Annotated in this window: 25 protein-coding genes; 14 read left to right on the top strand and 11 right to left on the bottom strand. The window is 64.8% G+C overall.

Annotated features, from left to right (window positions below; all coding sequences use genetic code 11):
• The first annotated feature begins 5 nt into the window (after positions 1–5).
• The 6 genes from HOY44_RS02060 to recN all read left to right on the top strand — a co-directional run bounded on the left by HOY44_RS02060 (position 6) and on the right by recN (position 8,010).
• Positions 6–926: a D-alanine--D-alanine ligase gene (locus HOY44_RS02060; protein WP_050771924.1), complete on the top strand. Its 921-nt coding sequence runs from the start codon at positions 6–8 to the stop codon at positions 924–926.
• A complete protein-coding gene (locus tag HOY44_RS02055) occupies positions 914–1,813 on the top strand; it encodes a cell division protein FtsQ/DivIB (protein WP_287432734.1) in 900 nt (299 codons plus the stop codon). The genes HOY44_RS02060 and HOY44_RS02055 overlap by 13 nt, the downstream gene beginning before the upstream one ends.
• The gene (gene ftsA, locus HOY44_RS02050; RefSeq protein ID WP_008327760.1) at positions 1,814–3,148 is read left to right on the top strand and encodes a cell division protein FtsA; all 1,335 of its coding nucleotides are present in this window, start codon (positions 1,814–1,816) and stop codon (positions 3,146–3,148) included. It begins immediately after the preceding gene.
• Between the two features lie 381 nt (positions 3,149–3,529).
• Positions 3,530–5,194 carry a cell division protein FtsZ gene (ftsZ, locus tag HOY44_RS02045; RefSeq protein WP_008327766.1) on the top strand — a complete coding sequence of 555 codons (1,665 nt, stop codon included), beginning with the start codon at positions 3,530–3,532 and terminating at the stop codon, positions 5,192–5,194.
• A gap of 257 nt (positions 5,195–5,451) precedes the next feature.
• On the top strand, positions 5,452–6,345 hold the full coding sequence (locus HOY44_RS02040; protein WP_008327768.1) for an outer membrane protein assembly factor BamD: 894 nt from the start codon (positions 5,452–5,454) through the stop codon (positions 6,343–6,345).
• A gap of 12 nt (positions 6,346–6,357) precedes the next feature.
• Entirely contained in the window at positions 6,358–8,010 is a 1,653-nt protein-coding gene (gene recN / locus HOY44_RS02035; protein WP_287432733.1) for a DNA repair protein RecN, read from the top strand.
• Between the two features lie 78 nt (positions 8,011–8,088).
• Here recN and HOY44_RS02030 read toward each other — a convergent pair whose 3' ends face one another.
• Together HOY44_RS02030 and HOY44_RS02025 are read right to left on the bottom strand one after the other, a co-directional pair.
• Positions 8,089–8,214, bottom strand: coding sequence for a hypothetical protein (locus HOY44_RS02030; protein WP_287432732.1), 126 nt, complete (start codon positions 8,212–8,214; stop codon positions 8,089–8,091).
• Between the two features lie 95 nt (positions 8,215–8,309).
• Positions 8,310–9,680, bottom strand: coding sequence for an FAD-binding oxidoreductase (locus tag HOY44_RS02025; RefSeq protein WP_287432730.1), 1,371 nt, complete (start codon positions 9,678–9,680; stop codon positions 8,310–8,312).
• A gap of 80 nt (positions 9,681–9,760) precedes the next feature.
• Here HOY44_RS02025 and HOY44_RS02020 point away from each other — a divergent pair, with 80 nt between their 5' ends.
• A complete protein-coding gene (locus HOY44_RS02020; protein WP_502710679.1) occupies positions 9,761–11,443 on the top strand; it encodes a chloride channel protein in 1,683 nt (560 codons plus the stop codon).
• A gap of 90 nt (positions 11,444–11,533) precedes the next feature.
• Here the strand turns inward: HOY44_RS02020 and HOY44_RS02015 are convergent, their stop codons facing one another.
• Genes HOY44_RS02015 through cobT form a run of 3 tightly spaced genes read right to left on the bottom strand, consistent with a single transcriptional unit; the run spans position 11,534 to position 15,613 of the window.
• A complete protein-coding gene (locus HOY44_RS02015; protein ID WP_287432729.1) occupies positions 11,534–11,875 on the bottom strand; it encodes a DUF427 domain-containing protein in 342 nt (113 codons plus the stop codon).
• A 58-nt stretch (positions 11,876–11,933) separates the two neighbouring features.
• Positions 11,934–13,736 carry an aminopeptidase P family protein gene (locus HOY44_RS02010; RefSeq protein WP_287432727.1) on the bottom strand — a complete coding sequence of 601 codons (1,803 nt, stop codon included), beginning with the start codon at positions 13,734–13,736 and terminating at the stop codon, positions 11,934–11,936.
• Positions 13,736–15,613 carry a cobaltochelatase subunit CobT gene (cobT, locus tag HOY44_RS02005; RefSeq protein WP_287432725.1) on the bottom strand — a complete coding sequence of 626 codons (1,878 nt, stop codon included), beginning with the start codon at positions 15,611–15,613 and terminating at the stop codon, positions 13,736–13,738. The genes HOY44_RS02010 and cobT overlap by 1 nt, the downstream gene beginning before the upstream one ends.
• Before the next feature lie 172 nt (positions 15,614–15,785).
• On the opposite strand from cobT, the gene HOY44_RS02000 reads away from it, so the two are divergent.
• The gene (locus tag HOY44_RS02000; RefSeq protein WP_287432724.1) at positions 15,786–16,388 is read left to right on the top strand and encodes an NADPH-dependent FMN reductase; all 603 of its coding nucleotides are present in this window, start codon (positions 15,786–15,788) and stop codon (positions 16,386–16,388) included.
• A gap of 72 nt (positions 16,389–16,460) precedes the next feature.
• On the opposite strand, the gene HOY44_RS01995 is transcribed toward HOY44_RS02000, so the two are convergent.
• The 3 genes from HOY44_RS01995 to cobS all read right to left on the bottom strand — a co-directional run bounded on the left by HOY44_RS01995 (position 16,461) and on the right by cobS (position 19,141).
• Entirely contained in the window at positions 16,461–16,835 is a 375-nt protein-coding gene (locus HOY44_RS01995) for a hypothetical protein (RefSeq protein WP_008327778.1), read from the bottom strand.
• 265 nt (positions 16,836–17,100) lie between these two features.
• Positions 17,101–18,099 (bottom strand): O-fucosyltransferase family protein, encoded by a 999-nt coding sequence (locus HOY44_RS01990; protein ID WP_287432722.1) that lies wholly within the window; start codon positions 18,097–18,099, stop codon positions 17,101–17,103.
• Between the two features lie 55 nt (positions 18,100–18,154).
• Entirely contained in the window at positions 18,155–19,141 is a 987-nt protein-coding gene (cobS, locus tag HOY44_RS01985) for a cobaltochelatase subunit CobS (protein ID WP_008327780.1), read from the bottom strand.
• Between the two features lie 138 nt (positions 19,142–19,279).
• Here cobS and HOY44_RS01980 point away from each other — a divergent pair, with 138 nt between their 5' ends.
• The 5 genes from HOY44_RS01980 to HOY44_RS01960 all read left to right on the top strand — a co-directional run bounded on the left by HOY44_RS01980 (position 19,280) and on the right by HOY44_RS01960 (position 22,733).
• Positions 19,280–19,819, top strand: coding sequence for a sigma-70 family RNA polymerase sigma factor (locus HOY44_RS01980; RefSeq protein ID WP_138422808.1), 540 nt, complete (start codon positions 19,280–19,282; stop codon positions 19,817–19,819).
• The gene (locus HOY44_RS01975; RefSeq protein ID WP_287432721.1) at positions 19,816–20,493 is read left to right on the top strand and encodes an anti-sigma factor; all 678 of its coding nucleotides are present in this window, start codon (positions 19,816–19,818) and stop codon (positions 20,491–20,493) included. The genes HOY44_RS01980 and HOY44_RS01975 overlap by 4 nt, the downstream gene beginning before the upstream one ends.
• 217 nt (positions 20,494–20,710) lie before the next feature.
• On the top strand, positions 20,711–21,265 hold the full coding sequence (locus HOY44_RS01970) for a fasciclin domain-containing protein (protein ID WP_287432720.1): 555 nt from the start codon (positions 20,711–20,713) through the stop codon (positions 21,263–21,265).
• A 90-nt stretch (positions 21,266–21,355) separates the two neighbouring features.
• A complete protein-coding gene (msrB, locus tag HOY44_RS01965; protein WP_287432719.1) occupies positions 21,356–21,823 on the top strand; it encodes a peptide-methionine (R)-S-oxide reductase MsrB in 468 nt (155 codons plus the stop codon).
• 148 nt (positions 21,824–21,971) lie between these two features.
• Positions 21,972–22,733 (top strand): ion transporter, encoded by a 762-nt coding sequence (locus HOY44_RS01960; RefSeq protein WP_287432718.1) that lies wholly within the window; start codon positions 21,972–21,974, stop codon positions 22,731–22,733.
• Between the two features lie 20 nt (positions 22,734–22,753).
• Here the strand turns inward: HOY44_RS01960 and HOY44_RS01955 are convergent, their stop codons facing one another.
• Complete coding sequence (locus HOY44_RS01955) at positions 22,754–23,383, bottom strand: J domain-containing protein (RefSeq protein WP_008327806.1); 630 nt, start codon at positions 23,381–23,383, stop codon at positions 22,754–22,756.
• A gap of 134 nt (positions 23,384–23,517) precedes the next feature.
• Between HOY44_RS01955 and HOY44_RS01950 the strand changes: the two genes are divergently transcribed.
• On the top strand, positions 23,518–23,775 hold the full coding sequence (locus HOY44_RS01950) for a BolA family protein (RefSeq protein WP_008327807.1): 258 nt from the start codon (positions 23,518–23,520) through the stop codon (positions 23,773–23,775).
• Here the strand turns inward: HOY44_RS01950 and HOY44_RS01945 are convergent, their stop codons facing one another.
• Both HOY44_RS01945 and HOY44_RS01940 read right to left on the bottom strand, forming a co-directional pair.
• The gene (locus HOY44_RS01945; protein ID WP_287432717.1) at positions 23,776–24,210 is read right to left on the bottom strand and encodes a DUF4177 domain-containing protein; all 435 of its coding nucleotides are present in this window, start codon (positions 24,208–24,210) and stop codon (positions 23,776–23,778) included. It abuts the gene before it with no gap.
• A gap of 92 nt (positions 24,211–24,302) precedes the next feature.
• Entirely contained in the window at positions 24,303–24,779 is a 477-nt protein-coding gene (locus HOY44_RS01940) for a thioesterase family protein (protein ID WP_287432715.1), read from the bottom strand.
• Positions 24,780–24,845: the final 66 nt, after the last annotated feature.

The raw sequence follows: 24,845 nt of genomic DNA, 5'->3' as shown, positions 1-24,845 counted from the left end.
AGACCTTGGGCAGTGCGAGCAGGCAAAGCCCCAAAGTCGTGGTATTGAAGGGTGGTCCTTCCGCAGAGCGGGAGGTGTCGCTCAGTTCAGGGCGTGAATGTGCCGCCGCGCTGCGGGGTGAAGGATACGAGGTGGTCGAGCTGGATGCCGGCCCCGACCTTTGCGCGCGCCTGTCCGAGATCGCCCCCGACGTCGTTTTCAACGCCCTGCATGGCCAGTTCGGCGAAGATGGCCGGGTTCAGGGCCTGCTCGAATGGCTCAGGATTCCCTACACCCATTCCGGCGTCCTGTCCTCGGCCCTCGCCATGGACAAGGAGCGCTCGAAAGAGGTGTTCAGCCAGGCCGGGCTGCCCATCGCCGAAAGCCGTCTGGCCAGCAAGGACGAGATCGAGGGGCGTCACGTGATGGAGCCGCCCTATGTGGTGAAGCCCTATAACGAAGGGTCGTCCGTGGGGGTCTATATCGTGGCCGAGGGGGCGAACACGCCGCCGAAACTGGCCGTCGACATGCCCGACACGCTGATGGTGGAAAAATACGTGCCCGGTCGCGAACTGACCGTCACCGTCATGGGCGACCGCGCGCTGGCCGTGACCGAGATCGTGACCGACGGGTGGTATGACTACGACGCCAAATACAAGCCCGGCGGGTCGCGCCACGAGGTGCCGGCCAAGTTGCCCGACCAGATCACGGCGGCCTGTCTGGACTATGCCGTGCGCGCCCATGACGCGCTGGGATGTCGTGGCGTGTCGCGGTCCGATTTCCGCTGGGATGAGGACAAAGGGCTCGACGGTCTGATCCTGCTCGAACAGAACACCCAGCCGGGGATGACGCCCACGTCGCTGACGCCCGAACAGGCGGCGACCGTTGGGATCACCTTCGGCGCGCTCGTGCGCTGGATGGTGGAGGACGCCTCATGCAATCGCTGATCGCGAACCGGGGCGCGACGCACACGCAATCGGTGAAACGTGATCCGGCGCCGTCGCGCTGGGCCTATCGCATTCATCGCATCTGGCTGACCCCGGTCTACCGCGCGATGCTGCGGGTCGGTCTGCCGAGCTTCATCCTGCTGTTCGCGGCGGGCTGGTACATCTCGAACCCCACCAACCGCTTCGCCATCGTCGAGACCGTCAGCGAAATCCGCCGTTCGGTCGAAACGCGCCCCGAGTTTGCGGTGAAGCTCATGGCGGTCGAGGGGGCCTCGCCCGTGCTCGACCACGCGATCCGCGACATCGTGGCGGTCGAGTTCCCGGTGTCCTCTTTCGACCTCGATCTCGAAGCCCTTCAGGCCCAGATCTCCGCCTTCGACGTGGTGCAGGACGTGGCCCTGCGCATCCGTCCCGGCGGGGTGCTCGAGGTCGCGGTGACCGAGCGGACGCCGGTCATCATCTGGCGCCATGCGAGCGGGATCGACATGCTGGACGCCACCGGCCACCGCGTCGCCTCGCTCAAGGATCGCGGGTCGCGCCCCGATCTGCCGCTTATCGTCGGCCCCGGCGCGGGCGCGGCGGTCGCCGAGGCGCGGGGCATCCTTGAGGCGGCAGGCCCCATCGCGCCCCGCCTGCGCGGCCTCGTCCGGGTGGGCGAACGGCGCTGGGACCTCGTGCTCGAACCCGATCAGCGCATCATGCTGCCGGAAATCGCCCCCATCGCCGCGCTGGAACAGGTGCTCGCGCTCGACGAAGCGCAGGACGTTCTGGCGCGTGACCTGACCCATATCGACATGCGCAACCCCGCGCGTCCGACGCTTCGCATGACCCAGCCAGCGGTCGAGGAGCTTCGACGCATCCGGAGCCTCGACAACGGAGAACGATAAATGACGGAGCTCTACGAACAGCAGCGTGCCATGCGCGCCATGCGAAAGACCGCGATGCAGCGCGGCGTGATCGCGATCCTCGACATCGGGACGTCGAAGATCGGATGTCTCGTGCTCAGGTTCGACGGCAACGACAGGGTCGCGGCGAACGACGGGGTCGGATCGCTGGCCGGACAGTCGGGCTTCCGCGTGATCGGCGCCGCCACGACCCGCTCGCGCGGGGTCCGCTTCGGCGAGATCGACGCGATGCAGGAAACCGAACGCGCGATCCGCACCGCCATTCAGGCCGCGCAGAAGATGGCCAACATGCGGGTCGACCACGTGATCGTCACCTTCTCGGGCGCCAATCCCCGCAGCTACGGCGTGGCGGGCGAGGTGGACGTGGCGGGCACCGCCGTCACCGAGGACGATATCGCCCGCGTCATGGCCTCCTGCGACGTGCCGGATTTCGGCGAGGGGCGGGAGGTGATCCATGCCCAGCCGGTGAACTTCGCGCTCGACCACCGCTCGGGCCTCTCCGACCCGCGCGAACAGGTCGGCAAGACGCTCGCCGTCGACATGCACCTGCTGACCATCGACGCGGCCACGGTGCGCAATGTGGCCTATTGCATCAAACGCTGCGATCTGGAGCTCGCCGGGCTGGCCTCGTCCAGCTACACCGCCGGCCTCGCCTCGCTGGTCGAGGACGAGCAGGAGCTTGGGGCGGCCTGCATCGATATGGGCGGCGGGTCGACCGGGGTGTCGATCTTCATGAAGAAACACATGATCTACGCCGACAGCGTGCGGCTGGGCGGCGATCACGTGACCTCGGATATCTCCAAGGGGCTTCAGATCCCGATGGCGACCGCCGAGCGGATCAAGACCTTCTATGGCGGCGTTTTCGCCACCGGCATGGACGACCGCGAGATGATCGAGATCGGCGGCGACACCGGCGATTGGGAGCACGACCGGCGCACCGTGAGCCGGTCGGAACTCATCGGCATCATGAAGCCGCGGGTCGAGGAAATTCTCGAAGAGGTGCGTGCGCGTCTGGATGCCGCCGGGTTCGATCATCTGCCCAGCCAGCAGATCGTGCTGACGGGCGGGGCGAGCCAGATCCCCGGCCTCGACACCCTCGCACCGCGTATCCTGGGCCAGCAGGTGCGCATCGGGCGCCCGCTCAGGGTGCAGGGGCTGCCGCAGGCCGCGACCGGCGCGGCCTTCGCCAGCGCCGTGGGCCTGTGCCTGTTCGCGGCCTCGCCGCAGGACGAATGGTGGGATTTCGACATTCCCGCCGAAAGCTATCCGGCCCGCTCGCTCCGCTGGGCGGTCAAATGGTTCAAGGACAACTGGTGAGGAGGCCGGACCCCTACGAAAGCCCCTGAGGGTCAGGCGAGTTACCGCCGCCTTCCACGGAATCCCCTTGATTGCCGCGCCCACCAATGGTGCAGTCGCACGAGCGGTGGGGCGTGGACCGGGGGTGAGTCCGTCGACAAGACACCAGATATGCCCCGAGACGCGAAATCTCGCCGCTAAAGCCCGGTAATCCACCGGATTTAGGGGCTTTTTTGTGTTTTTTGCGTGACCTGTGTCATGGATACGGTTAAGCTGATGGGAAATAGGCAGATAACCGGCACAGATCGGAAAGAGCCCGGCCAAAACCGGGACTGAACTGGACAGGCCAACGGATAAGACAGGTCTCAGGACGACAAGTCGAAAAGGACAGGCGGAAAGATCATGACATTGAACCTCACCATGCCGGGTCAGGACGACCTCAAGCCCCGCATCACCGTATTTGGCGTCGGTGGCGCTGGCGGCAATGCGGTCAACAACATGATCGACAAGGCGCTGGAAGGGGTCGAATTCGTCGTGGCGAATACCGACGCACAGGCGCTGGCACAGTCGAAATCGCAGGCCCGCATCCAGATGGGCGTGAAGGTGACCGAGGGTCTCGGCGCGGGCGCGCGGGCCACGGTCGGCGCAGCGGCGGCGGAAGAGTCGATCGAACAGATCGTCGATCACCTCGCAGGCGCGCATATGTGCTTCATCACCGCCGGGATGGGCGGCGGCACCGGCACCGGCGCGGCCCCGATCATCGCGCAGGCCGCGCGTGAGCTTGGCGTTCTGACCGTCGGCGTCGTGACCAAGCCGTTCCAGTTCGAAGGCGCCAAGCGGATGCGTCAGGCCGAGGACGGCGTGGACGCGCTGCAAAAGATGGTCGACACGCTCATCATCATTCCGAACCAGAACCTGTTCCGCCTCGCCAACGAAAAGACCACGTTCACCGAAGCCTTCTCGATGGCCGACGACGTGCTTTATCAGGGCGTCAAGGGCGTGACCGACCTCATGGTGCGTCCGGGTCTCATCAACCTCGACTTCGCCGACGTGCGCGCGGTGATGGACGAGATGGGCAAAGCCATGATGGGCACCGGCGAAGCCGAGGGCGATGATCGCGCCATTCAGGCGGCCGAAAAGGCTATAGCGAACCCGCTGCTCGACGAGATCAGCCTCAAGGGTGCCCGGGGCGTTCTCATCAACATCACCGGCGGCTACGACCTGACGCTCTTCGAACTCGACGAAGCGGCGAACCGTATCCGTGAAGAGGTGGACCCGGACGCCAACATCATCGTTGGCTCCACGCTGGACACGGACATGGAAGGCCAGATGCGCGTCTCCGTGGTCGCCACCGGCATCGACGCCACCGAATCCCACGCCGACATTCCGCTGCCGCGCCGCTCGCTGGCCGAGCCGCTGCATTCTCCGGCCGAGGTCGAGCATTCCTTCGGCCACGACGCGCCGAGCTTCCAGCACGGCCAGCCGGAAACCGCCGCCGATCAGGGGTATGAGCAGGACTATTCCAGCGAATACTCGACCGACGGCAACGAACCGCAGGCGTCGTTCTTCGACGAAGAGATCGACCCGACCGCCGCAGCCGCGGAAGAGCAGGTCGAGAACATCTTCCCGGCCGAAGAGGCTGGCGACGATGTGCCGGCCCCCGTGTTCCAATCCTCGCAGCGCGCCGAACCGGCTCCGCAGCCCGCGCCGCAGCCGCGCCCGCAGGCCCGTCCGCAAGAAGGCGTGTCGCAGTTCGTGGCACCCAAGTCGCCGCAGCCCGGTCAGCCTTCGGCCGATACGCTCGCACGGCTCGAAGCGGCCGTGACCCGCTCGCGCAGCGGCGAAGGCCGGGCCGCACCGCAGCCGCCGCAGGGTGGTGGGGGCGATCGTCCGCGCTTCGGGATCAACTCGCTCATCAACCGGATGACCGGGGGTGCCGAGCAAGCCTCGCAACAGGAACCGCGCCATGAGCCGCAGGCCCGCCCGGCGCGTGAGCCCGAGCAGCAGGCCGACCCGGATCAGGAACGGGTGGAAATCCCCGCCTTCCTGCGCCGTCAGGCCAACTGAGCATCAGGATACCTCGCAAAGGGGCCGGCCTTCGGGTCGGCCTTTTTCGTTTCATGGCTTAAGGTTGAGGGCGCAGCTTCACGCAACACCTGAACCCGGATACAATATCTGGAGACCCTGTGGATAACTTTGACCACATCGGGTGTTTTTCGCCGCCAAACCATTTTGCCCGGAAAATTTATGTGCTAGGAAAAGTCCCAACGCGAGACCGGGATCTGCAATCCGGTGAATCAGTTGCGATGGGGTAGGCGGGGGATATGCACGAACAGCGACAGGGCAGGACGGTGGCACGGCTCCTCAAGGGCGCGACCACACTGGCGCTGGTTGTCACGCTGGCCGGTTGTTCGGGCACGGGCCTGGGCACGGCGTTCAGCAACCTCTTCGGGGACGACCGCGAAACGAAACCGATCGAGGATTACACGGCCGAGCAGATCTATGCCCGCGCCGAATACGATCTCGAAAACAACGATTACGACGAAGCCGCCAAGTGGTTCGGCGAAGTCGAGCGGGTTTACCCTTACACCCAACTCGCCAAGCGCGCCCTCATCATGCAGGCCTTCGCGCACCATAAGGATGGCGAATACGAACTGGCCCGCGCCGCCGCGCAGCGGTTCGTCGACTTCTATCCGGGGGATGAGGACGCAGGGTATGCGACCTATCTTCTCGCCCTCAGCTACTACGACCAGATCGAAGACGTGGGGCGCGATCAGGGCCTGACCTATCAGGCGCTGCAAGCCCTGCGCGACGTGATCGAACTGTATCCGGACACGGAATACGCGCGTTCCGCGATCCTCAAGTTCGACCTTGCCTATGACCATCTCGCCGCGAAAGAGATGGAAATCGGCCGCTACTACCTCAAGCGCAAGCATTACGCCGCTGCCGTGAACCGGTTCCGCGTGGTGGTGGAGCAGTTCCAGACCACGACCCAGACGCCCGAGGCGCTGCACCGACTGGTGGAAAGCTACGTTTCGCTCGGTCTGTCGGACGAGGCGGAAACGGCGGGCGCGATCCTCGGCTACAACTACCAGTCGACCGAATGGTATCAGGACAGCTACAACCTGCTGACCAAGAACGGGCTGAAACCGCAGTCCAAGGGCAACAACTGGCTCTCCGCGATCTACCGCCAGATGGTCAGGGGTGAGTGGCTCTAGCCCCAACCGCCTATGCTCGTCAGCCTCGACATCCGGGACATGCTTATCATCGACCGGCTGGAGCTTGAGTTCCGGCCGGGTCTGAACGTGTTGACCGGTGAGACCGGGGCGGGCAAATCCATCCTTCTCGACAGTCTCGGCTTCGTACTCGGCTGGCGCGGGCGTGCCGATCTGGTGCGGCAGGGCGCGGACGAGGGCGAGGTGACGGCGGTCTTCGCCCTGCCTGACGATCACGCGGCCCACGCGGTGCTGGACGAGGCGGGGATTCCGCGCTCCGACGAGTTGATCCTGCGACGTGTGAACCGGACGGGCGGAACCAAAAGCGCGTGGATCAACGACCGCCGCGCCTCTGGCGACGTGCTGCGGGCGCTGTCCGATACGCTGGTGGAGCTTCACGGCCAGCAGGACGACAAGGGCCTGCTCAACCCGCGCACCCACCGGCTTCTGCTCGACCAATTCGGCGGGTTGGACGCGCAGGTGGCCGAGGTCCGGGCCGCGTGGCGGGCGTTGTCGGATGCGGGCAAGGCTTTGTCGGCGTCCGAGGCCCGGCTGGCGGCGGCGCGGGAGGAAGAGGACTTTCTGCGCCACGCGGCGGGCGAGCTGGAAAAGCTTGACCCCCAACCCGGCGAGGATGCGGACCTCGACGCGCGTCGCCGCATGATGCAGGCAGGCCAGCGGATCGGCGAGGATGTGACACGCGCCGCCGAGGCGCTCGGGCCGGGCGAGGGGGCCGAGGGCCGCATGGGCGACGCCCTGCGCTGGCTTGAAGGCGTGGCCGACAAGGCGGGCGAGGCGCTCGATCCCGCGATCGAGGCGCTGAACCGCGCGCTCGTGGAACTGGGCGAGGCGACGCAGGGGGTGGAACAGGCGCTCGACGCGCTCGCCTTCGATCCCGGTGAATTGGAGCGGGTCGAAGAACGGCTGTTCGCGATCCGGGCGCTCGCGCGCAAGCACGCGGTCGCGCCGGACGATCTTGGGGCCTTCGCGGGCGAGATCCGCGACAAACTGGCCGCGCTGGACAAGGGCGAGGGCGACATAGCCGACCTGCGCAAGGCGCTGTCCGTCGCCCGCGCGGCCTATGACACGGCCGCAGGGGCACTCAGCGACGCACGGGCCGAGGCCGCGACACGTCTGGATGCCGCCATGTCGGCAGAACTCGCGCCGCTCAAGATGGAACGCGCGGTGTTCACGACCGAGATTTCGGAGACGGACCCCGGCCCTGAGGGGCGCGATGCCGTGACCTTCACGGTCGCGACCAACCCCGGCGCGCCGTCCGGCCCGCTGAACAAGATCGCATCCGGCGGCGAATTGAGCCGCTTTCTGCTGGCGCTGAAGGTGTGCCTCACGAAAGAGGCCGAGGGGCTGACCATGATCTTCGACGAGATCGACAGGGGCGTTGGCGGGGCGACGGCCGATGCGGTCGGACGGCGGTTGAAACGCCTTGCCGACGAGGGCGGTCAGGTGCTTGTCGTGACCCATTCCCCGCAGGTCGCGGCCCTTGGTGCCCATCACTGGCGGGTGGCGAAGGCCGTCGAGGGCGACGTGACGCTCTCGCGGGTCACGCCGCTGGATGCCGGCGATCGTGTGGATGAAATCGCGCGCATGATCTCGGGCGATGTCATCACCGAAGAGGCGCGCGCCGCCGCCAAGAGCCTTTTGGGCTAAAATGTTCGATTACTGATCTGAAGCTTTCACATTTCGAACTTTTCCGGCTGTGGATGTTCGAAAAGTGCAATCTTCCTTTCACTCGCGATTGCGCCGGGTGACCCAGTGCCAGATCGGTTTGACGTCGAACCACGCAACGGCCGCGCCCAAGGGGATCATCCAGAACCCCAGAACGGGCAGAAAGCCGAAGACGCCACCGATCATCAGAAGCACCCCGAACAACAGACGCACGCCGGGCGGCAAACGGCGATGCGCCCAGTCGAGCGTGCCGTCCCAGATCCACTTGATGCGGTCGGTCGTCAGCCGCGAACCACCTTGCCCGGGTTCAGGATGCCCTTCGGGTCCAGCGCGGTCTTGATGTCTGTCATCACGTCCCATGCGTCGCCGTGCTGCGCCTCCATATACGCAAGCTTGCCCTTCCCGATCCCGTGCTCGCCGGTCACGGTCCCGCCAAGGCGTAGCGCCCTTTCGTTCATCCGGGCGGCCAGCGATTTGGCCGCTTCCAGTTCGGCGGGTTGGGCCGGGTCAACGAGCAGGATGGCATGGAAGTTCCCGTCCCCGACATGGCCCAGGATCGGGCCGTCGATGATCGAAGCGGCGATATCGGCCTGCGTTTCCTCGACCGCCTGCGCAAGATGCGAGATCGGCACGCAGACATCGGTGACGACGGCGGTCGCGCCGGGTTTCAGGCCCAGACAGGCCCAATAGGCATGGTGACGCATCGTCCAGAGCGCCGAGCGATCCTCGGGCTTGGTCGCGACCTCGACCCCCGAGGCCCCGAAATCCGCGACGATTTCGCCGAACCGTTCGGCGTCCTCGGCGACACTTGCCTGCGAGCCGTGGAATTCGACGAACAGATGCGGCGTCTCGCGCACCTCGCTCCCGGAATAGGCGTTCACGGCACGCACGGCATCGGCATCCAGAAACTCGATCCGGGCCAGCGGAAGACCCATCTGGATTACCGCCACGACCGCCTCGACCGCATCGTTCATCCGGTCGAAAGCGCAGATGCCCGCCGAAATCGCCTCCGGTTGCCCGTTCAGGCGCAGGGTGAGTTCGGTGATGATCCCCAGCGTCCCTTCGGACCCCAGAAACAGGCCCGTCAGGTCATAGCCGGACGACGATTTGCGCGCCCGCGTGCCGGTTCGGATCACGCGCCCGTCCGCCAGCACGACCTCGAGCGCGAGCACGTTGTCGCGCATGGTCCCATAGCGCACGGTGGTGGTGCCGGAGGCCCGCGTGGCGGCCATGCCCCCGACGCTCGCGTTGGCGCCGGGATCGACCGAGAAGAACAGGCCCGTGGCGCGCAACTCGCGGTTCAGTTCCTCACGTGTGAGGCCCGGTTGCACGACCACGTCCATGTCGCCCTGATTGATCGTCAGGATGTCCGCCATCCGTGAAAAATCCAATGTCACGCCGCCCCGGATCGCGCTCGTATGCCCTTCGAGAGAGGTGCCGGCGCCATAGGCGATCACCGGCACGCCATGCGCATGGCAGATCGACAGGATGCGCGACACGTCTTCGGTGGATTGCGGATAGGCGACGGCATCGGGCGGGGCGAGCGCGAAATGCGTCTCGGAGCCGCCATGAGCGTCCAGATCGGACTTGGACCGGCTCAAGCGATCCCCTAGAACGGTCGCAAGCTCGGAAAATGCGGCATCGAAGGCCATGCCCTTACCCCCATTGAAGTCCGGCCCAAGTTATAGAAACGCCCAAATGAAAAAAAGGCGGGGGCGAGGATGGAAACACAGTGTCGTTGAGAAAAGCGGTAAAGCGGCAATTCTCCGCCGCCAATGATTACCGCGCCCGCTCACTCGCACTGATCCGCGAAAAGGGGCCGGGGCAGGCGCAGTTCTGGGTCATCGCGCTCATCATCGGGATCGCGGCCGGGTTCGCCGCCTTGTTCTTCCGTCTTGGCATCGAACGATTGCAGGCCTTCCTTTATGGCACCGATGACGTGGCGCATCTGCACAGTTTCGCGGAAACCCTGCCGTGGTTTCTGATCCTCGTCCTGCCCGCCGCCGGGGGGCTGATCGTCGGTTTCATCCTGAACTGGACGACCAACGACGGGCGCGTGCGCTCGGTCGCGGACGTGATCGAGGGTGCGGCCATGTGGGAAGGGCGGGTCGAGAAACGCGCAGGCCTCGGCTCGGCCCTCGCCTCGTTCATCACGCTCTCGGCGGGCGGGTCGTCGGGGCGCGAAGGGCCTGTCGTTCACCTTGCCGCCGTCATGGCCACCTGGGTTTCGGTCCGGATCGAGGCGAGCGGGGTCACGGCGCGCGAGATCCTCGGATGTGCGGTCGCCGCTGCGGTTTCGGCCAGCTTCAACGCGCCCATCGCGGGGGCGCTGTTCGCGCTGGAGGTCGTTCTGCGTCACTTCGCCGTCCATGCCTTCGCGCCCATCGCCATCGCGTCGGTGGCGGGGACGGTCATCAACCGGCTCGAATTCGGCGGCGTGACCGAGTTCGTCCTGCCGCAAAAGGGCGGGCTGGCGTTCTATGTCGAATTGCCCGCGTTCCTGCTGCTGGGCGTGGTGGCCGGTGTGGTCGCGGTCGCCCTGATGCGCGCGATTTTCCTGTCCGACGACTTCGGCAATTGGCTTCAGAAACGCATCAACCTGCCGCGTGTTCTGCGCCCGGCCATCGCAGGGTTGATGCTGGGGGGAATCGCCATCGCGTTCCCGCACATCATCGGCGTGGGGTATGAGACGACGTCGCGCGCTCTGACGGGGGAACTGCTCCTGCACGAAGCCGTGGTCTTTACCGTGCTCAAGGTTGTGGCCGTGTCGATCACGATGGCGGGGCGCATGGGCGGCGGCGTGTTCTCCCCGGCGCTGATGGTGGGGGCGCTGACCGGCCTGGCCTATGGATTGATCGCGACGGCCGTGTTCCCCGAAGTGTCGGGAAGCGAAACGCTTTACGCGCTCGCCGGGATGGGGGCTGTCGCGGCGGCGGTTCTGGGCGCGCCGATCTCGACCACGCTTATCGTGTTCGAATTGACGGGCGACTGGCAGACCGGGCTGGCCGTCATGGTCGCGGTGTCGATCTCGACCGCGATTTCGACCCGGCTCGTCGATATGTCTTTCTTCCTCACGCAACTGGCGCGACGGGGCGTGAAACTCGCCGCCGGGCCAGAGGCGTGGCTCTTGGCGACGCTTCGGGTGGCGAGCGTGATGCGCAAGAAGGAAGACCCGCGCGCGGCGGGCGAGGACGCCTGTTGGGAGCTGATCGAGGATGGGGTCTATATCGACGGCAACGCGACGCTCGACGCGGCGATGCCGATTTTCGAGAAGACCGGCACGCCCTTCATCCCCGTGGTGACGATCACAGGCGAAGGCGAGGGGCCGGAACTCTGGGGTGCGCTGCATCACGTGGACGCGCTGAAGGCGTTCAACAAGAAGCTGTCGGACGCGGCGATCGAAGAACATTCGTGAGCGCGCGGGCCTCGGGTCGCCCACTCGATCAGGCGTTCGGGCGCGGGTATCCGTCCGGCACGCGGGGCTTAGGCCCACACCGCAGACAGTTCAGAGTTCCTCGACAGTGACCCGGTCGGTGTAGAAGGCGAGGTAGCCCTTGATCTGGGCCATGTCGTCCTTCGGGTTCTCATAGGACCATGCCGCGTCCTTGATGACGGTCGATTTCGTCGGGATCGAATAATAGGACGCGTCGCCCTTCCACGGGCAATGCGTCTTGGTGTCCGACGCGTCGAGGAAGGACATGGCGATGTCTTCGCGTGGGAAGTAGATCACCGGGGCATAGTCGCCCTCGATCAGTTCGAGCGCGTTCTGGGTTTCGCCCAGCACGGCGCCGCCGGCACGCACAACCCACTTCCCGGTGGCTTTGCGGATCTTGATGTGGTCGGCCATGCGCGTCTCCCTGTCCCTGCCGGGCGGAGCCTAGCAGGTTTTGCATGAATGTTCTGTGTCAAAGTGGCGCACAGGCCTTGGTCAGCCAAAGGTGCGCGGGGGCCGAAACGCGGCCCGAGAGTTTTTCGAGGCAGGTCTTGTGATAGGCGTCGAGCCAAGCGCGTTCGCCGGCGTCCAGCATATCGGTCAGGATCAGGCGGCGGTCGATGGGCACGAAAGTCAGCGTTTCGAAGGCGAGGAAATCGCGATCGTCGCCGCCGGGCAGGGGCTGAGCTTCGGTGACTGCGATCAGGTTTTCGATGCGGATGCCGAAGGCGCCGTCGCGGTAATAGCCCGGCTCGTTCGACAGGATCATCCCCGGTTCGAACGGCACGTCCGAGACGCGCGACAGCCGCTGCGGGCCTTCGTGGACCGAGAGATAAGACCCGACGCCATGTCCGGTGCCGTGGTTGAAATCCTGATGCGCGAGCCAAAGCGGATAGCGCGCCAGCGCATCCAGATGTGCGCCCGCCACACCGCGCGGGAAGCGCGCACGGGAAATCGCGATCATCCCCTTGAGAACACGGGTGAAGGCCGCGCGCTCGTCGTCCCCCACGTCGCCCACGGGCAGGGTGCGGGTGATGTCGGTCGTGCCGTCCACATATTGCGCGCCGCTGTCGAGCACGACGAGGTCGCCGGTTTCCAGCGTCCGGTTCGACTCCCGCGTCACGCGGTAATGCATGATCGCGCCGTTCGGCCCGGACCCGCAGATCGTATCGAACGAGATGTCGCGCAATTCGTTGGACGCCCGGCGCTGGGTTTCCAGTTCGGTCACGAGGTCGATTTCGGTCAGCCCGCCAAGCGGCGCGGTGGCGTCATACCACGTCAGGAACTCGACCAAAGCGGCGGCATCGCGCAGATGGGCCGCGCGGGCGCCCTCAAGCTCGGCCGGGTTCTTGCGGGCTTTGGGCAGGGCGCAGGGGTCTTGGCCCCAATCCACCGCGATGCCTTCGGCGTCGAGAATGCGCGACACGGCGATGGGTGCGGTCGCCTTATCGACGCGCACCGGGCCGATGAGGTCGCAAAGGGCCTCGGCGAATTCCGCGATATCCGTGAACGCCACTTCGTCGCCGAAGGGCGCGATCCCGTCCAGCGGGCGGGTGGGTTCGGTGAAGACAAGGCAGCGCCCCTCGTCGGTCACGATGGCGAAAGCCTGCATCACGGGCACGCGCGGAATGTCGGCGCCGCGGATGTTCAGAAGCCAACAAATCGAATCCGGTGCGCTCAGAACCGCGGCCTGCTGGCCCTCGGATTTCAGCGTCTCGACCACGGCGGCGAGTTTTTCGACGGTGGTTTTGCCCGCGAACTCGATCGGTTGGTCGAAGATCGGTTCGGCGGGTGGGGCCGGACGATCCTCCCATATCCGGTCGACGAGGTTGTCGGTCTGGACCAATTCGATGCCTTTGCCGCGCAGCGCCTTTTCGATGGCCTCGATTTCGCCCGCCGTGTGCAGCCACGGGTCGAACCCGACCCTGGCCCCTTTGTCCAGCCGCTCGGCCAGCCAGACGCCCGGCTTCACTTCGGGCCAGTCGACGGGGGTATAGGCGGCAAGATCGACCTGTCCACGCACCTGATTGCGGTAGCGCCCGTCGACGAAGACGCCCGCCTGATCGCCAAGGGCGATGCAGAACCCGGCCGAGCCGGTGAACCCGGTCAGCCACGCGAGCCGTGCGTCGCAATCGGCCACGTATTCGCCCTGATAGGCGTCGGCGCGCGGGACGAAGAACCCGTCCAGCCCGTCCGCGGCCATCTCGGCGCGCAGCCGCTCCAGCCGGGCCGCGCCTTTGGTCGGGTCTGACGAAGTCTCGAAGGTCTGAAACATCAGGAGGCTTTCCGAATGCCCATGATCCGCGCACGGGCGCGGGGGTCGCTGTCGAAGAGCGCGGCGAGCTGTTCGGTCATCGCCCCCGCGAGCTGTTCGACATCGGTGATGGTCACCGCCCGGTCGTAATAGCGCGTCACGTCATGGCCGATCCCGATGGCGAGCAGTTCGACGAATTTCTTCTTCTCGACCATCGCGATCACGTCGCGAAGGTGCTTTTCGAGGTAATTCGCGGGGTTCACCGAAAGCGTCGAGTCGTCCACGGGCGCACCGTCCGAGATCACCATGAGGATCTTGCGCGCCTCGGGGCGGCCCACCAGCCGCTTGTGCGCCCATTCCAGAGCCTCGCCGTCGATATTCTCTTTCAGGAGGCCCTCTTTCATCATGAGGCCAAGGTTCGTGCGGGTGCGCCGCATCGGGGCGTCGGCGGATTTGTAGATGATGTGGCGCAGGTCGTTCAGACGTCCGGGGGCCTGCGGACGCCCGTCGGCCAGCCATTTTTCGCGGCTCTGGCCGCCCTTCCACGCGCGGGTGGTGAAGCCGAGAATCTCGACCTTCACGTCACAGCGTTCCAGCGTTCGGGCGAGCACGTCGGCACAGATCGCGGCGATCGAGATCGGGCGACCGCGCATCGAGCCGGAGTTATCCAGAAGCAGCGTCACGACCGTGTCGCGGAACTCCATGTCCTTTTCGATCTTGAACGACAGCGGCGTGGTCGGGTTCGCGACGACGCGCGCAAGGCGCCCGGCGTCCAGCACGCCCTCTTCCTTGTCGAATTCCCACGACCGGTTCTGCTGGGCCTGAAGTCTGCGTTGCAGCTTGTTGGCCAGCCGTCCGACCGCGCCTTTCAGCGGTTCGAGTTGCTGGTCGAGATAGGCGCGCAGGCGTTCCAGTTCGGCAGGTTCGGCCAGATCCTCGGCCGAGATTTCCTCGTCATGGTCCGAAAAGAACACCTTGTAGTTCGGGTCGGCTTCGGAGGCCGGGGGCGGGGGCGGCGGTTCGTGCGGGGCATCGGCGTCGGGCAGTTCGGCCTCTTCGCCCATTTCCTCGTCCGACAGCTCGTCCATCGAGACCTGAGCCTGACTTTCGTCCTGCTGCTGCTCCTGCTCCTGTTCGGGCGTCGCACCGGACTCGTCCTCTTCCGTGCTTTCGTCCTGCCCTTCTTCTTGATCCTGCTGGTCTTCGTCTTCCTCGGCCTGATCGTCCGAGTCGTCGTCCATGTTGTCGTCGGGGTCATCGCCCAACTGGTCGCCGTAGCCCAGATCGTCGATCACCTGTCGCGTGAACTTGGCGAATGTCGACTGATCGTTCAGCTTGTCCTGAAGGTCTTCGAAGGTGTCGCCCGCCTGACCTTCGATGAAGTCGCGCCAGAGGTCGAGCACGTTGGACGCGCCCAGCGGCAGATCACGGCCCGTGGCAGCGTTGCGCACGAAATACCCGGCGGCCTCTGCCAGCGGGGCGTCGGTCTGCTGCGTGATCCCCACGTAGCCGCGTTTCATCGCGTCATCCGCGATCTTGTGGTCGATATTCGACGCCGTGCCGGGCATGACGCGCGCGCCCATCGCCTCGCACCGGGCGGTTTCCATCGCCTCGTAGATCGCGCGCGCCATATCGCCCGATGGCGCATAGCGGGCGTGGGTCGCGGTGTCGTGGAACTTGTGACGCATGGCGAGCGCATCGGCGGTGCCCCGCGCCAGCAGAACCTCGTCGCGCGACATGCGGCGGGTGACCTGCGGCAGGCGCATCGTATCGCCCGACGTGCCCGACGGGTCGACCGAATAGGTCACCTGAAGATCATGGTCGTCCGCCATCACCTTGGTCGCCTCGGCGAGGGCCTTTTTGAACGGGTCGGCGGGGTTGTCGGAACTCTTGGCCATGGCAGAGTTAAATCACCGGGTCAGGGCGGGGGCAAGCCGTGACGCGCCGTGCGATGCGATTGCCTGACGTCGCACAGAGTCTGCGCATCTGCGCACCAATCCACCGATTGAAAGGGGGTCACTGTGCGATCAGATTGAGGTCAGAACAGACATCATCCTCTGGAGAGAGATCATGACCAAACCCCGTATCGCCCTCATCATCGGTTCGACGCGCGAGACGCGTTTCGCCGACAAACCCGCCGCTTGGCTTCTGGAAAAGGCTCAGGCCCGCACCGATATCGACGTCGAACTCGTCGACCTGCGCGACTATGACCTGCCGCTCTTCAACGAGGTCGCGTCGAACATGTGGGCGCCGTCGCAAGACCCGAACGTCCTGAAATGGCAGAAGAAAATCGCTGAATTCGACGGCTACATCTTCCTCGTCGCCGAATACAACCACTCGATCACCGGCGCGCTGAAGAACGCGCTCGATCAGGCCTATGTCGAATGGGTGCACAAGCCGATGGCCGCGATGGGCTACGGTGGCGTCGGCGCGGCGCGCGCGGTCGAGCATCTGCGCGGCATCGGTGTCGAGCTTCAGATGGCGCCGATCCGGCACGCCGTGCACCTTGGCGGTGGCGAGTTGATGAAGGTTCACCCGATGGGGCAGGACGGCCCGATGTCCGAGGTGGACGAGGTGCTTGCACCCTCCGCGACCGCGATGTTCGACGATCTGGCGTGGTGGGCGAACGCCACCATGGCGGCCCGCGCCGAAGATCAGGCGAAAGCGGCCTGAGGTCAGGCATCCTGACGAGAACGACCTAAGACCCGCCCGTTGTGGCGGGTCTTTCGCATCCGGCGCAGGGCCCTAGGACAGGATCAGGGCCCGACAACTCCCGATCTCGACCGCCGCCCGCTCCGTCGCCCAAGCCGCATCCGCGCTGTCGGCGTTGAAATGCGCTCGGGTCAGAAGGACGTTCTGGGCATGTTTCGCCTCGATCCTCGTGGCAAGCGCCAAACGACGGTCTTCCGGTGGCACCACCGCTTCGAGAAGCGAGATCATGGCGGCGCGTTCCGCCTGCGTTCGGTCCGCTGCGGGATCGCCGAGGAGCCATTGAAACTCCATCTGTGCAGAGAACCGTCCGGTGCAGGAGGCGAACTGCCGAACCAGATCGCTGGTGCCGGCGGTGAGAGCCGAAGGGAGCAGCAGGGTCGCAAGACCGGCCTGCAATATTGTTTTCATTCTGCTCATGTTTTGAGCTTTCCAGAAAATATGTGCCAATCAAGCACGCATTTCTGAAAGAATGATAAATTTCCCGCGCGCGCCTAACGTTACGAACGCAACGCGACTCATAAGGATTTGGTTTCGGTGGGTTTCTTTTGATCGAATGGTCAAAGTCCTGTTGCGCACAGGACACGCAGAAACCGACGGGGCGGCGGGACAACCGCGTGATCCGTGCGCGGCCGATCACTCCCTGCCGCCGTCCTCGCGCGAAAGGGCAGGCGGCTCAGCCCTTGGCGGCCTGCTTTTGCTGGGCCAGCTCGGCGCGCATCCGTTCCTTGTATTTGCCCATGATCGGCTCATAGACAAAGGTGCTCGGCATGTCCGGTGCGGCACAGAGAACGTAGTTCGACACGTTCGAATTGCCGTGCACGAAGTGGCGCGCGCGGGCGAGCAGCATGGCCTCGACCAGCACGTCGAGGCCCAGTTTGAACGGCGAGTACACCGCGCCTTCGTTCTCGGGGTGGCTTTCGTGCATTTCCCCGAAACGCGACCGTGTCGAGGGATAGGTCACGACGCGCTTTCCGAATTCCCGCCGCACGCGGTCGATCACGTCCTGCGAGTCGGAGCAGGCAAATACCAGCGCTCGCCGGTTCTGCCGAAGCGCCCGGCGCACGGCCTTGAAGTAGAACTTGTAAGGGATCGGCTCACCGGGTTGGAGCAGGTCGCGCATCACATCGGCGCCACCGTGCAGACGCCCCGGTCCGCGCAGGTGCAGGCCCACGAAGGGCCGGTTCAGGAATGCCGTCTGGAAATCGTCGGCCATGGCGCGGACATAGGCTTTCGGACGGATGAACTTGGTCAGGATGCTGTGGCCCAGATGCCGGTCCTTGGGCAGATCCTGCGACTCGGCGATTCCGCGAAACATGCGCGGCGAAAAGATGTGCTCGGTCGAGGTGACGGTGCCCGGATACAGCGAATTGATGCCGGTGAGCTTCCCGATCGGCCCCGCATAGTCGGTCATCGGCGGCTCGAAGAAATACTCCCACGGGTCGCCCCGCATCTCGGGGTCTTTGTAGACGCTCTCGGGCCAGCGCACGACGACATCGTGACCATCCTGTTCGGCGAGGTGCAACAGGTGCCCGGCGGTCGAGACCGCCCGGAACATGCCGCCCTTGGTCATGACCAACCGGATCGGCAGCTTTTCGGTGTCGGGTGTATCGTCCGGCTTCGGCGATGCGGGCGTGGCGACCGCTTGGGTCGTTTCGGGCACTCCGTCGGTCACTCTTCCATCCTCAACTAACCCAGCACCCGGCCGCCCCCCTATTTGGGCCGCCCGGTCAGACGATCGCCACGTTGGCGGCGCTTTCCGGCAATTCCTCGTCAAAACACCGCTGGTAGAACTCGGCCACCGTCTGCCGCTCAAGCTCGTCGCATTTGTTGAGGAACGTCAGGCGGAAGGCATAGCCCACATCGCGGAAAATCTCGGCGTTCTGCGCCCAGTTGATGACGGTCCGCGGGCTCATCACCGTGGACAGATCGCCATTCATGAACGCCGTGCGGGTCAGGTCCGCGACGGTCACCATCTGGCCCACCTGCTTGCGGCCCTTTTCGGTGTTGTAATGCGGGGCCTTGGCCAGAACGATGGCCGCCTCGGCGTCGTGGCGCAGGTAGTTCAGGGTCGCGACCAGCGACCAGCGGTCCATCTGCGCCTGGTTGATCTGTTGAACGCCATGATACAGCCCGGTCGTATCGCCCAAGCCTACGGTGTTCGACGTGGCGAACAGGCGGAAGAATTTGTTCGGCGTGATGATCTCGTTCTGGTCGAGAAGCGTCAGCTTGCCGTCATGTTCCAGCACGCGCTGGATCACGAACATCACGTCGGCGCGGCCCGCGTCGTATTCGTCGAACACGATGGCGACGGGGTTGCGCAGCGCCCAAGGCAGGATGCCCTCGTGGAACTCGGTGACCTGCTTACCGTCCTTCAGTTTGATCGCATCCTTGCCGATCAGGTCGATCCGGCTGATGTGGCTGTCGAGGTTCACGCGCACCGTCGGCCAGTTCAGCCGCGCGGCGACCTGTTCGATATGCGTCGATTTGCCCGTGCCGTGGTAGCCTTGGATCATCACACGGCGGTTGTGCGAGAAGCCCGCGAGGATCGCGAGCGTCGTGTCGGGATCGAACTTGTAGGTCGAATCCAGCTCCGGCACCCGGTCGGACCGGTCGGCGAAGGCCCTGACCTTCATGTCGGTGTCGATGCCGAACACCTCGCGCACCGAAACATCTTCGGTCGGTTTCGCGTTGATGTCAGTGGTTCCGTCAGCCATCGGAGGTCCTTTGCCCGGTCATTTCGTCTGAAGCGGCACCATAAAGGAATGACGGGCGAGGAAAAGGGGCCGAACGCCCCATTTGATTGCGTGGAGGGGGAATTTGCGTAAGGTAGTTTCCAGAGTAGAAGGGGCAGCATGGCGACACGCGACGAGATAGATACATGGATCGCGCGTTGTGCCCTTGGTGATCGGGCCGCTTTCCAAAATCTCTATGACCATACTTCGGCGAAACTTTTCGGCGTCACCTTGCGTGTGTTGAAGGACAGGGGCGAAGCCGAAGACGCGCTGCAAGAGATCTACGTCAAGGTCTGGAAGGGCGCGAAACGCTACGCCACAGGGGGTGCAAGCCCCATGACCTGGCTTATCACGATCGCGCGAAACCACGCGATCGACCGGCTGCGCGCGCGCAAGAGCACCGAGGGTGACGATGCGCTCGCCTTCATGCCGGACAAGGGGCCGGGGCCTGAGGCACAGGCTGTCGCCGCGTCCGAAGCGCGACGGGTCGAGGCGTGTTTCGACACGCTCGAGCCGGACCGCGCGAACGCTGTGCGCCGCGCCTATCTCGACGGCGACTCCTACGCGGATCTCGCCCGGCACTTCGACGTGCCGTTGAACACGATGCGAACCTGGCTGCGCCGCAGCCTGATAAAACTGAGGGAATGTCTCGAAGGATGACCGAGACCGAACTGCCAGAAGACGACCGCGCCCTAGCCGGTGAATACGTGCTCGGGTTGATGTCGATGGACGAGGCCGCCGCCTTCAAGGCGCGGCTCACCCGCGAGCCACGGCTCGCCGCGCTCGTCCTGTCGTGGCAGGAGGATTTCGCGGGCCTCGCCGACGAGGTCGAAGCGGTGCCGCCGCCCGCGAAGGTCTGGCGCGGGATCGACAGACGGCTTTTCGCCGGGGCGCGCGGTCCGCGATGGATGCTCGCGGGTATTCCCGGGCTTCTCGCCGCCGCGCTGGCGGTCATGCTGGTGTTCTTCCCGGTGGTCACCGGGGTGCAGCCGCCTGCGAACCCGGTTTATCACATCGATCTGGCGGGCGATGACGGCACGCTCATCTTCGCGGCCGGTTTTGACGGCGAGACGAACGAATTGTTCGTCCGGCCCGAAAGCGGCGCGCCCGATGCGGGCACCGTGCGCGAGCTATGGCTGATCGCGGGGGACAATGCGCCCGTCTCCATGGGTGTGCTGCCCGATGCCGCCCCCGCGCGCCTTCCGGTGTCTCAGGACATCGCCGCGCAACTCGATGGTGCGGTGCTGGCCATTTCGGTCGAACCGCCGGGCGGCTCGCCCACGGGTGCGCCGACAGGTCCGGTGATCGCGACCGGGGCGGTCGAGACGCTCTGACGTCGCCGCAACGACACGGAACAGGGGGGCCGACGGCCCCCTTTTTCGTTTTGGCGGCGCGCCACGAACGCCCTGAACACCGGGGAAAACCGGGCGTTTCGGAAAAAATCGACAAAAAAATTTCTGGACCCTGAAACTCTCTCCCGCGCCGTTCCGTGGCTTTCAGTAATCCCGGCCAACATGGACCGGGACACACAGACACATAGGGAGAAAACACATGCTTCGTACCAAGATCCTGACCGCGACGGCCGCACTTGCCGTGACCGCCGGTGGCGCCTTCGCCGCCGAGAACCCGATGGTCGGCGGCGCGCCGATGTTTGCGGACAAGACCATCGTCGAGAACGCGGTGAATTCGGCGGATCACACGACGCTGGTCGCCGCTGTTCAGGCCGCCGGCCTTGTCGAAACGCTGTCCGGCCCCGGTCCGTTCACCGTGTTCGCGCCGACCAACGCGGCCTTCGAGAACCTTCAGGCGGGCACGGTCGAGAACCTGCTCAAGCCCGAGAACAAGGACATGCTGACCAAGGTGCTGACCTGCCACGTGGTCGCGGCCGATGCGATGGCCGACGCGATCAAGGGCATGGTCGATGACGATGGCGGTACCCACCCGGTTCCGACCGTCGGCGGCTGCACCCTGCAAGCCACCTATGACGGCGACACGATCATGCTCGAAGACGAGCGCGGCCGCACTGCGACCGTCACCATCGCCGATGTCGACCAGTCGAACGGCGTCATCCACGTGATCGACGAAGTTCTTCTGCCCGCGATGTAATCCGGGGGCATCGAGCAGAGGGCAGGGGGCGCATGGCAGCAGTTGCGCCCCCTGTCTGCCCGAAACGCGCACAACCATTGGAGAGGACCCATGAAACGCCGCTCATTCCTGACAACCGCACTGGCCGTGATGGCCACCCCGGCGCTCGCCGGCAAGGCGGGCGTGACCTACGAGGTGACGCGCAGCGAGGACGAATGGCGCGCCATGCTCACCGACGCCGAGTTTCGCGTGATGCGCGAGGAAGGGACGGAACGCGCCTTCACCTCGCCGCTGAACGACGAGAGCCGCGCGGGCATCTTCCACTGCAAAGGTTGTGACCAGCCGCTTTATTCGTCCGAGACGAAGTTCGAGAGCGGCACGGGCTGGCCGAGCTTTTACGACAACCTGCCGGGCGCGATCGGCACCAAGGACGACCGCAAGCTCTTTGCGGTTCGGACCGAGTGCCACTGTTCACGCTGCGGGTCGCATCTGGGGCACATCTTCGACGATGGGCCAGAACCGACCGGAAAGCGGCATTGTCTGAATGGCGTCAGCCTGACATTCGCCCCGTCCTCGTGACGGGCCTGAAACGGGCCGTGCCGACCCAGTTGGCGCGGTCCCAGCGGCGGGCCGATATGTCTGTCCCGTCCCCCGGTCCGCCGCACCCGACCCCCGACCTTGCCACCGCCCGCCTGCGCTGATTTGATCGGTGCGGAAAGGGGCGTCGATGCAGGCCAGACTTCGCGAACTTTACGAGGGCACGAGCGACCGCGCGCACCGGTTCCGCTATGGCCTGCTGGCGTTCGACATCGCGACGATCCTGTTCGTGATCGTGACGTCGTTTTTCGACCATGGCCGCATCATCGAGACCATCGACATGGTGATCGGCGTCGTCATCCTTGCCGACTTCGTGGCCCATGTGATCGCGGCCCGAAACAAGTGGCAGCATTTCCGCCGCATCTCGACCTGGACCGATATCGTGGCGATGGTCAGCTTTCTCGCACCGATTGCGGGCGAAGGCTTCGGGTTCCTGCGCATCCTGCGTACGCTCAGGCTTTTGCACACCTACCAACTCACCGCCCGCCTGCGGCAGGACTTCGCGTTCTTCAAGGAACACGAACAGGTGCTTCTGGCGACCGTGAACCTGATCGTGTTCCTGTTCGTGATGACGGGCCTGATCTATGCCACGCAATATCCCCAGAACCCGCAGATCGGAAATTACGCCGACGCACTCTACTTCACCGTCACGACCCTGACGACGACGGGCTTCGGTGACATCACGCTCGACGGCACGGCCGGGCGGATGCTCGCCGTGCTGGTGATGATCGTGGGGATCACGCTGTTCCTGCGCCTTGCGACCGCCCTGTTCCGGCCCGCCAAAGTGCGGTGCGAATGTTCCAACTGCGGTCTGCTCCTGCATGACCCCGACGCGGTGCATTGCAAGCATTGCGGCGAGGTGGTGCATATCGAAACGGAAGGGGTGTTGTAGCCAGCCTGCCGCGCCGGACCTTACTTGAAGTTGCGGCTTTCCTTGATCTGGTCCCAGGCCCAGACGACTTCCTGCAATTGCTCTTCCTGGCTGCGGTCGCCGCCGTTCATATCGGGGTGAAGCACCTTGATGAGCGCCTTGTAGGCTTTGCGCACCTCGGCCTTGGTCCAGTTGTCCTTGGCATCGAGAATCTCGATCGCACGGCGTTCCGTGGGCGGCAGACGCCGCGTGCCGCTGGCCGCCTTGCCGGGGTTCTGGGTCGCGTTGGCCCCCAGCACCTGATGCGGGTCGTCCACGCCCAAGCGCGACCAGGCGCGCTGTTCGGCAGCCGAGCGGAAGGATTGCGTCTCACGCTCCCACACCCGGTCCTTGTTGGCCTGTTCGTCCATTTCCTCTTCGGTCGCGCCGTTGAAGAAATTCCATTTCAGATTGTACTCGCGCACGTGGTCCTTGCAGAACCACAGGTATTCGTCGAGGTGATCCGGGCTGCGCGGGGCACGGTACTGACCCTGTTCCTCGCATCCCGGATGCTCGCACACGCGCGTCGAGGTTTCGAACGCACCAGACATGCCACGCTTGCCGCGCGTCTTCTTTTTCTTCGAGGCCGACACCGAAATGTCAAAACCGAAAGGATCGCTGCTCTTATCCATGAACCCACTCTTTTCGACTCGGACAAGGGAGTTTAGATGATTTTCGTCTCATGAGAAGGGACCAGCGGCAAAAAGGCGGTGGTCCGCTGAAAAACTTGTCTGACGATGTCGTGTTTACGACGGTAGGAGGGATCATGGCGCGCGAAGACGAAATCCGAACGGCGCTCGAGGCGGCGTTTCAGCCCCGCACGCTCGAGGTCATCAACGAAAGCCACCGCCATGCGGGCCACGCCGGTGACGACGGATCGGGCGAAAGCCATTTCAGGGTGAAGATCGAGGCCGATGCCTTTGCCGACCAGTCGCGCGTGGCGCGTCACCGCGCGGTGCACGCCGCGCTGGGGCCTGACCTGATGGCCAAGATCCATGCGCTCGCGCTGGAGATTTCCGGCTAATCAGGCAGCGGTGATCGGTGGGGTCGCGTCTTTATTGTCCTCGGACGCCTCTGAACTGTCCTCGACCTTTTCGATCTTGTCGATAAGGGCCGCACCCTCGGCGGCTTCGGCCACCGTGTTGGCTTCGGTCGCGGACGGGAGACGCGGAATCGCTTCGCCCGACATCTCGTCCAGCCGGCGCCCGATACCCGCCGCTTCGGCGCTGACGGCGCGACGGAACACCAGCATGTTCTGAAACACCGTGGCGCGACCCGTGATCCCGGCGCGTTCTTCGGACGGCAGGGTGTCGGTGCGCAGGTATTCCCAGCCGTCGGCGGCCATTTCGTTCATGCATTCGGCGAGCGCATGGGCGAACCGGGCCTCGGCGCCCTTTATCCCTCTGGCTTTCTTGCCTTTTCTGGGGGCGGGGACGACGTTGTATTCATAGCGTTGCAAGGCATGTCTCCACTGAACCTGCGCCCACGTAGCAGATTCGGAACGGGAAAGTCCAAGCGAGGTTCCGCGCCTGCGCGGTTTGCGGCGGAAAACTACCCTTTCCGCTTGATCCCGATGCCGCGACCGGCGCGTTCCGGCCAGGGGTCGGCGCTGTGCTTTTCGTGAAACTTTTCAAGGCGTTCGTAGACGTCGGGCGGCATCGGCGCCACCTTCGGCCCGCTCATGTCGATATGCAGACCCAACGCCTCGCCGGTGGCCGCGATCCAGCCGTCTTCGTGGTGGATTTCCTGATAGGTGTGAAAGCGTTTCTCGTCGAAGTCGAGCAGCCAGCTATGGACCCGAACCTTGGCGTCGAGGTGCAATTCGCGCAGGTAACAGATGTGGAATTCGGCCGTATAGGTCGTGAAATTCCGCTCGCTCAGATACTCGGGTCCGAAGCCGATCTCGGGATAGAAATCATCCGCCGCATTGTCGAACAACACGTTGTAGAACGCCATGTTGAGGTGACCGTTGTAGTCGATCCATTCCGGCTTGATGGTCTTGATTTCGGATATATGCGGCGTGCCCATGTGTCCCTCCTGTCCCGGTTTCGGGTGAGCCTAGGGGGCCGGGGTCTGAGCGCAAGGGGAACGTGG

Origin of the sequence: Maritimibacter sp. (assembly GCF_016774595.1) — a bacterium.
GTDB classification, from domain to species: Bacteria; Pseudomonadota; Alphaproteobacteria; order Rhodobacterales; family Rhodobacteraceae; genus Maritimibacter; species Maritimibacter alkaliphilus.
The sequence above is the reverse complement of the archived record's forward strand: the minus strand, read 5'-3'. Positions and strand labels throughout refer to the sequence as shown.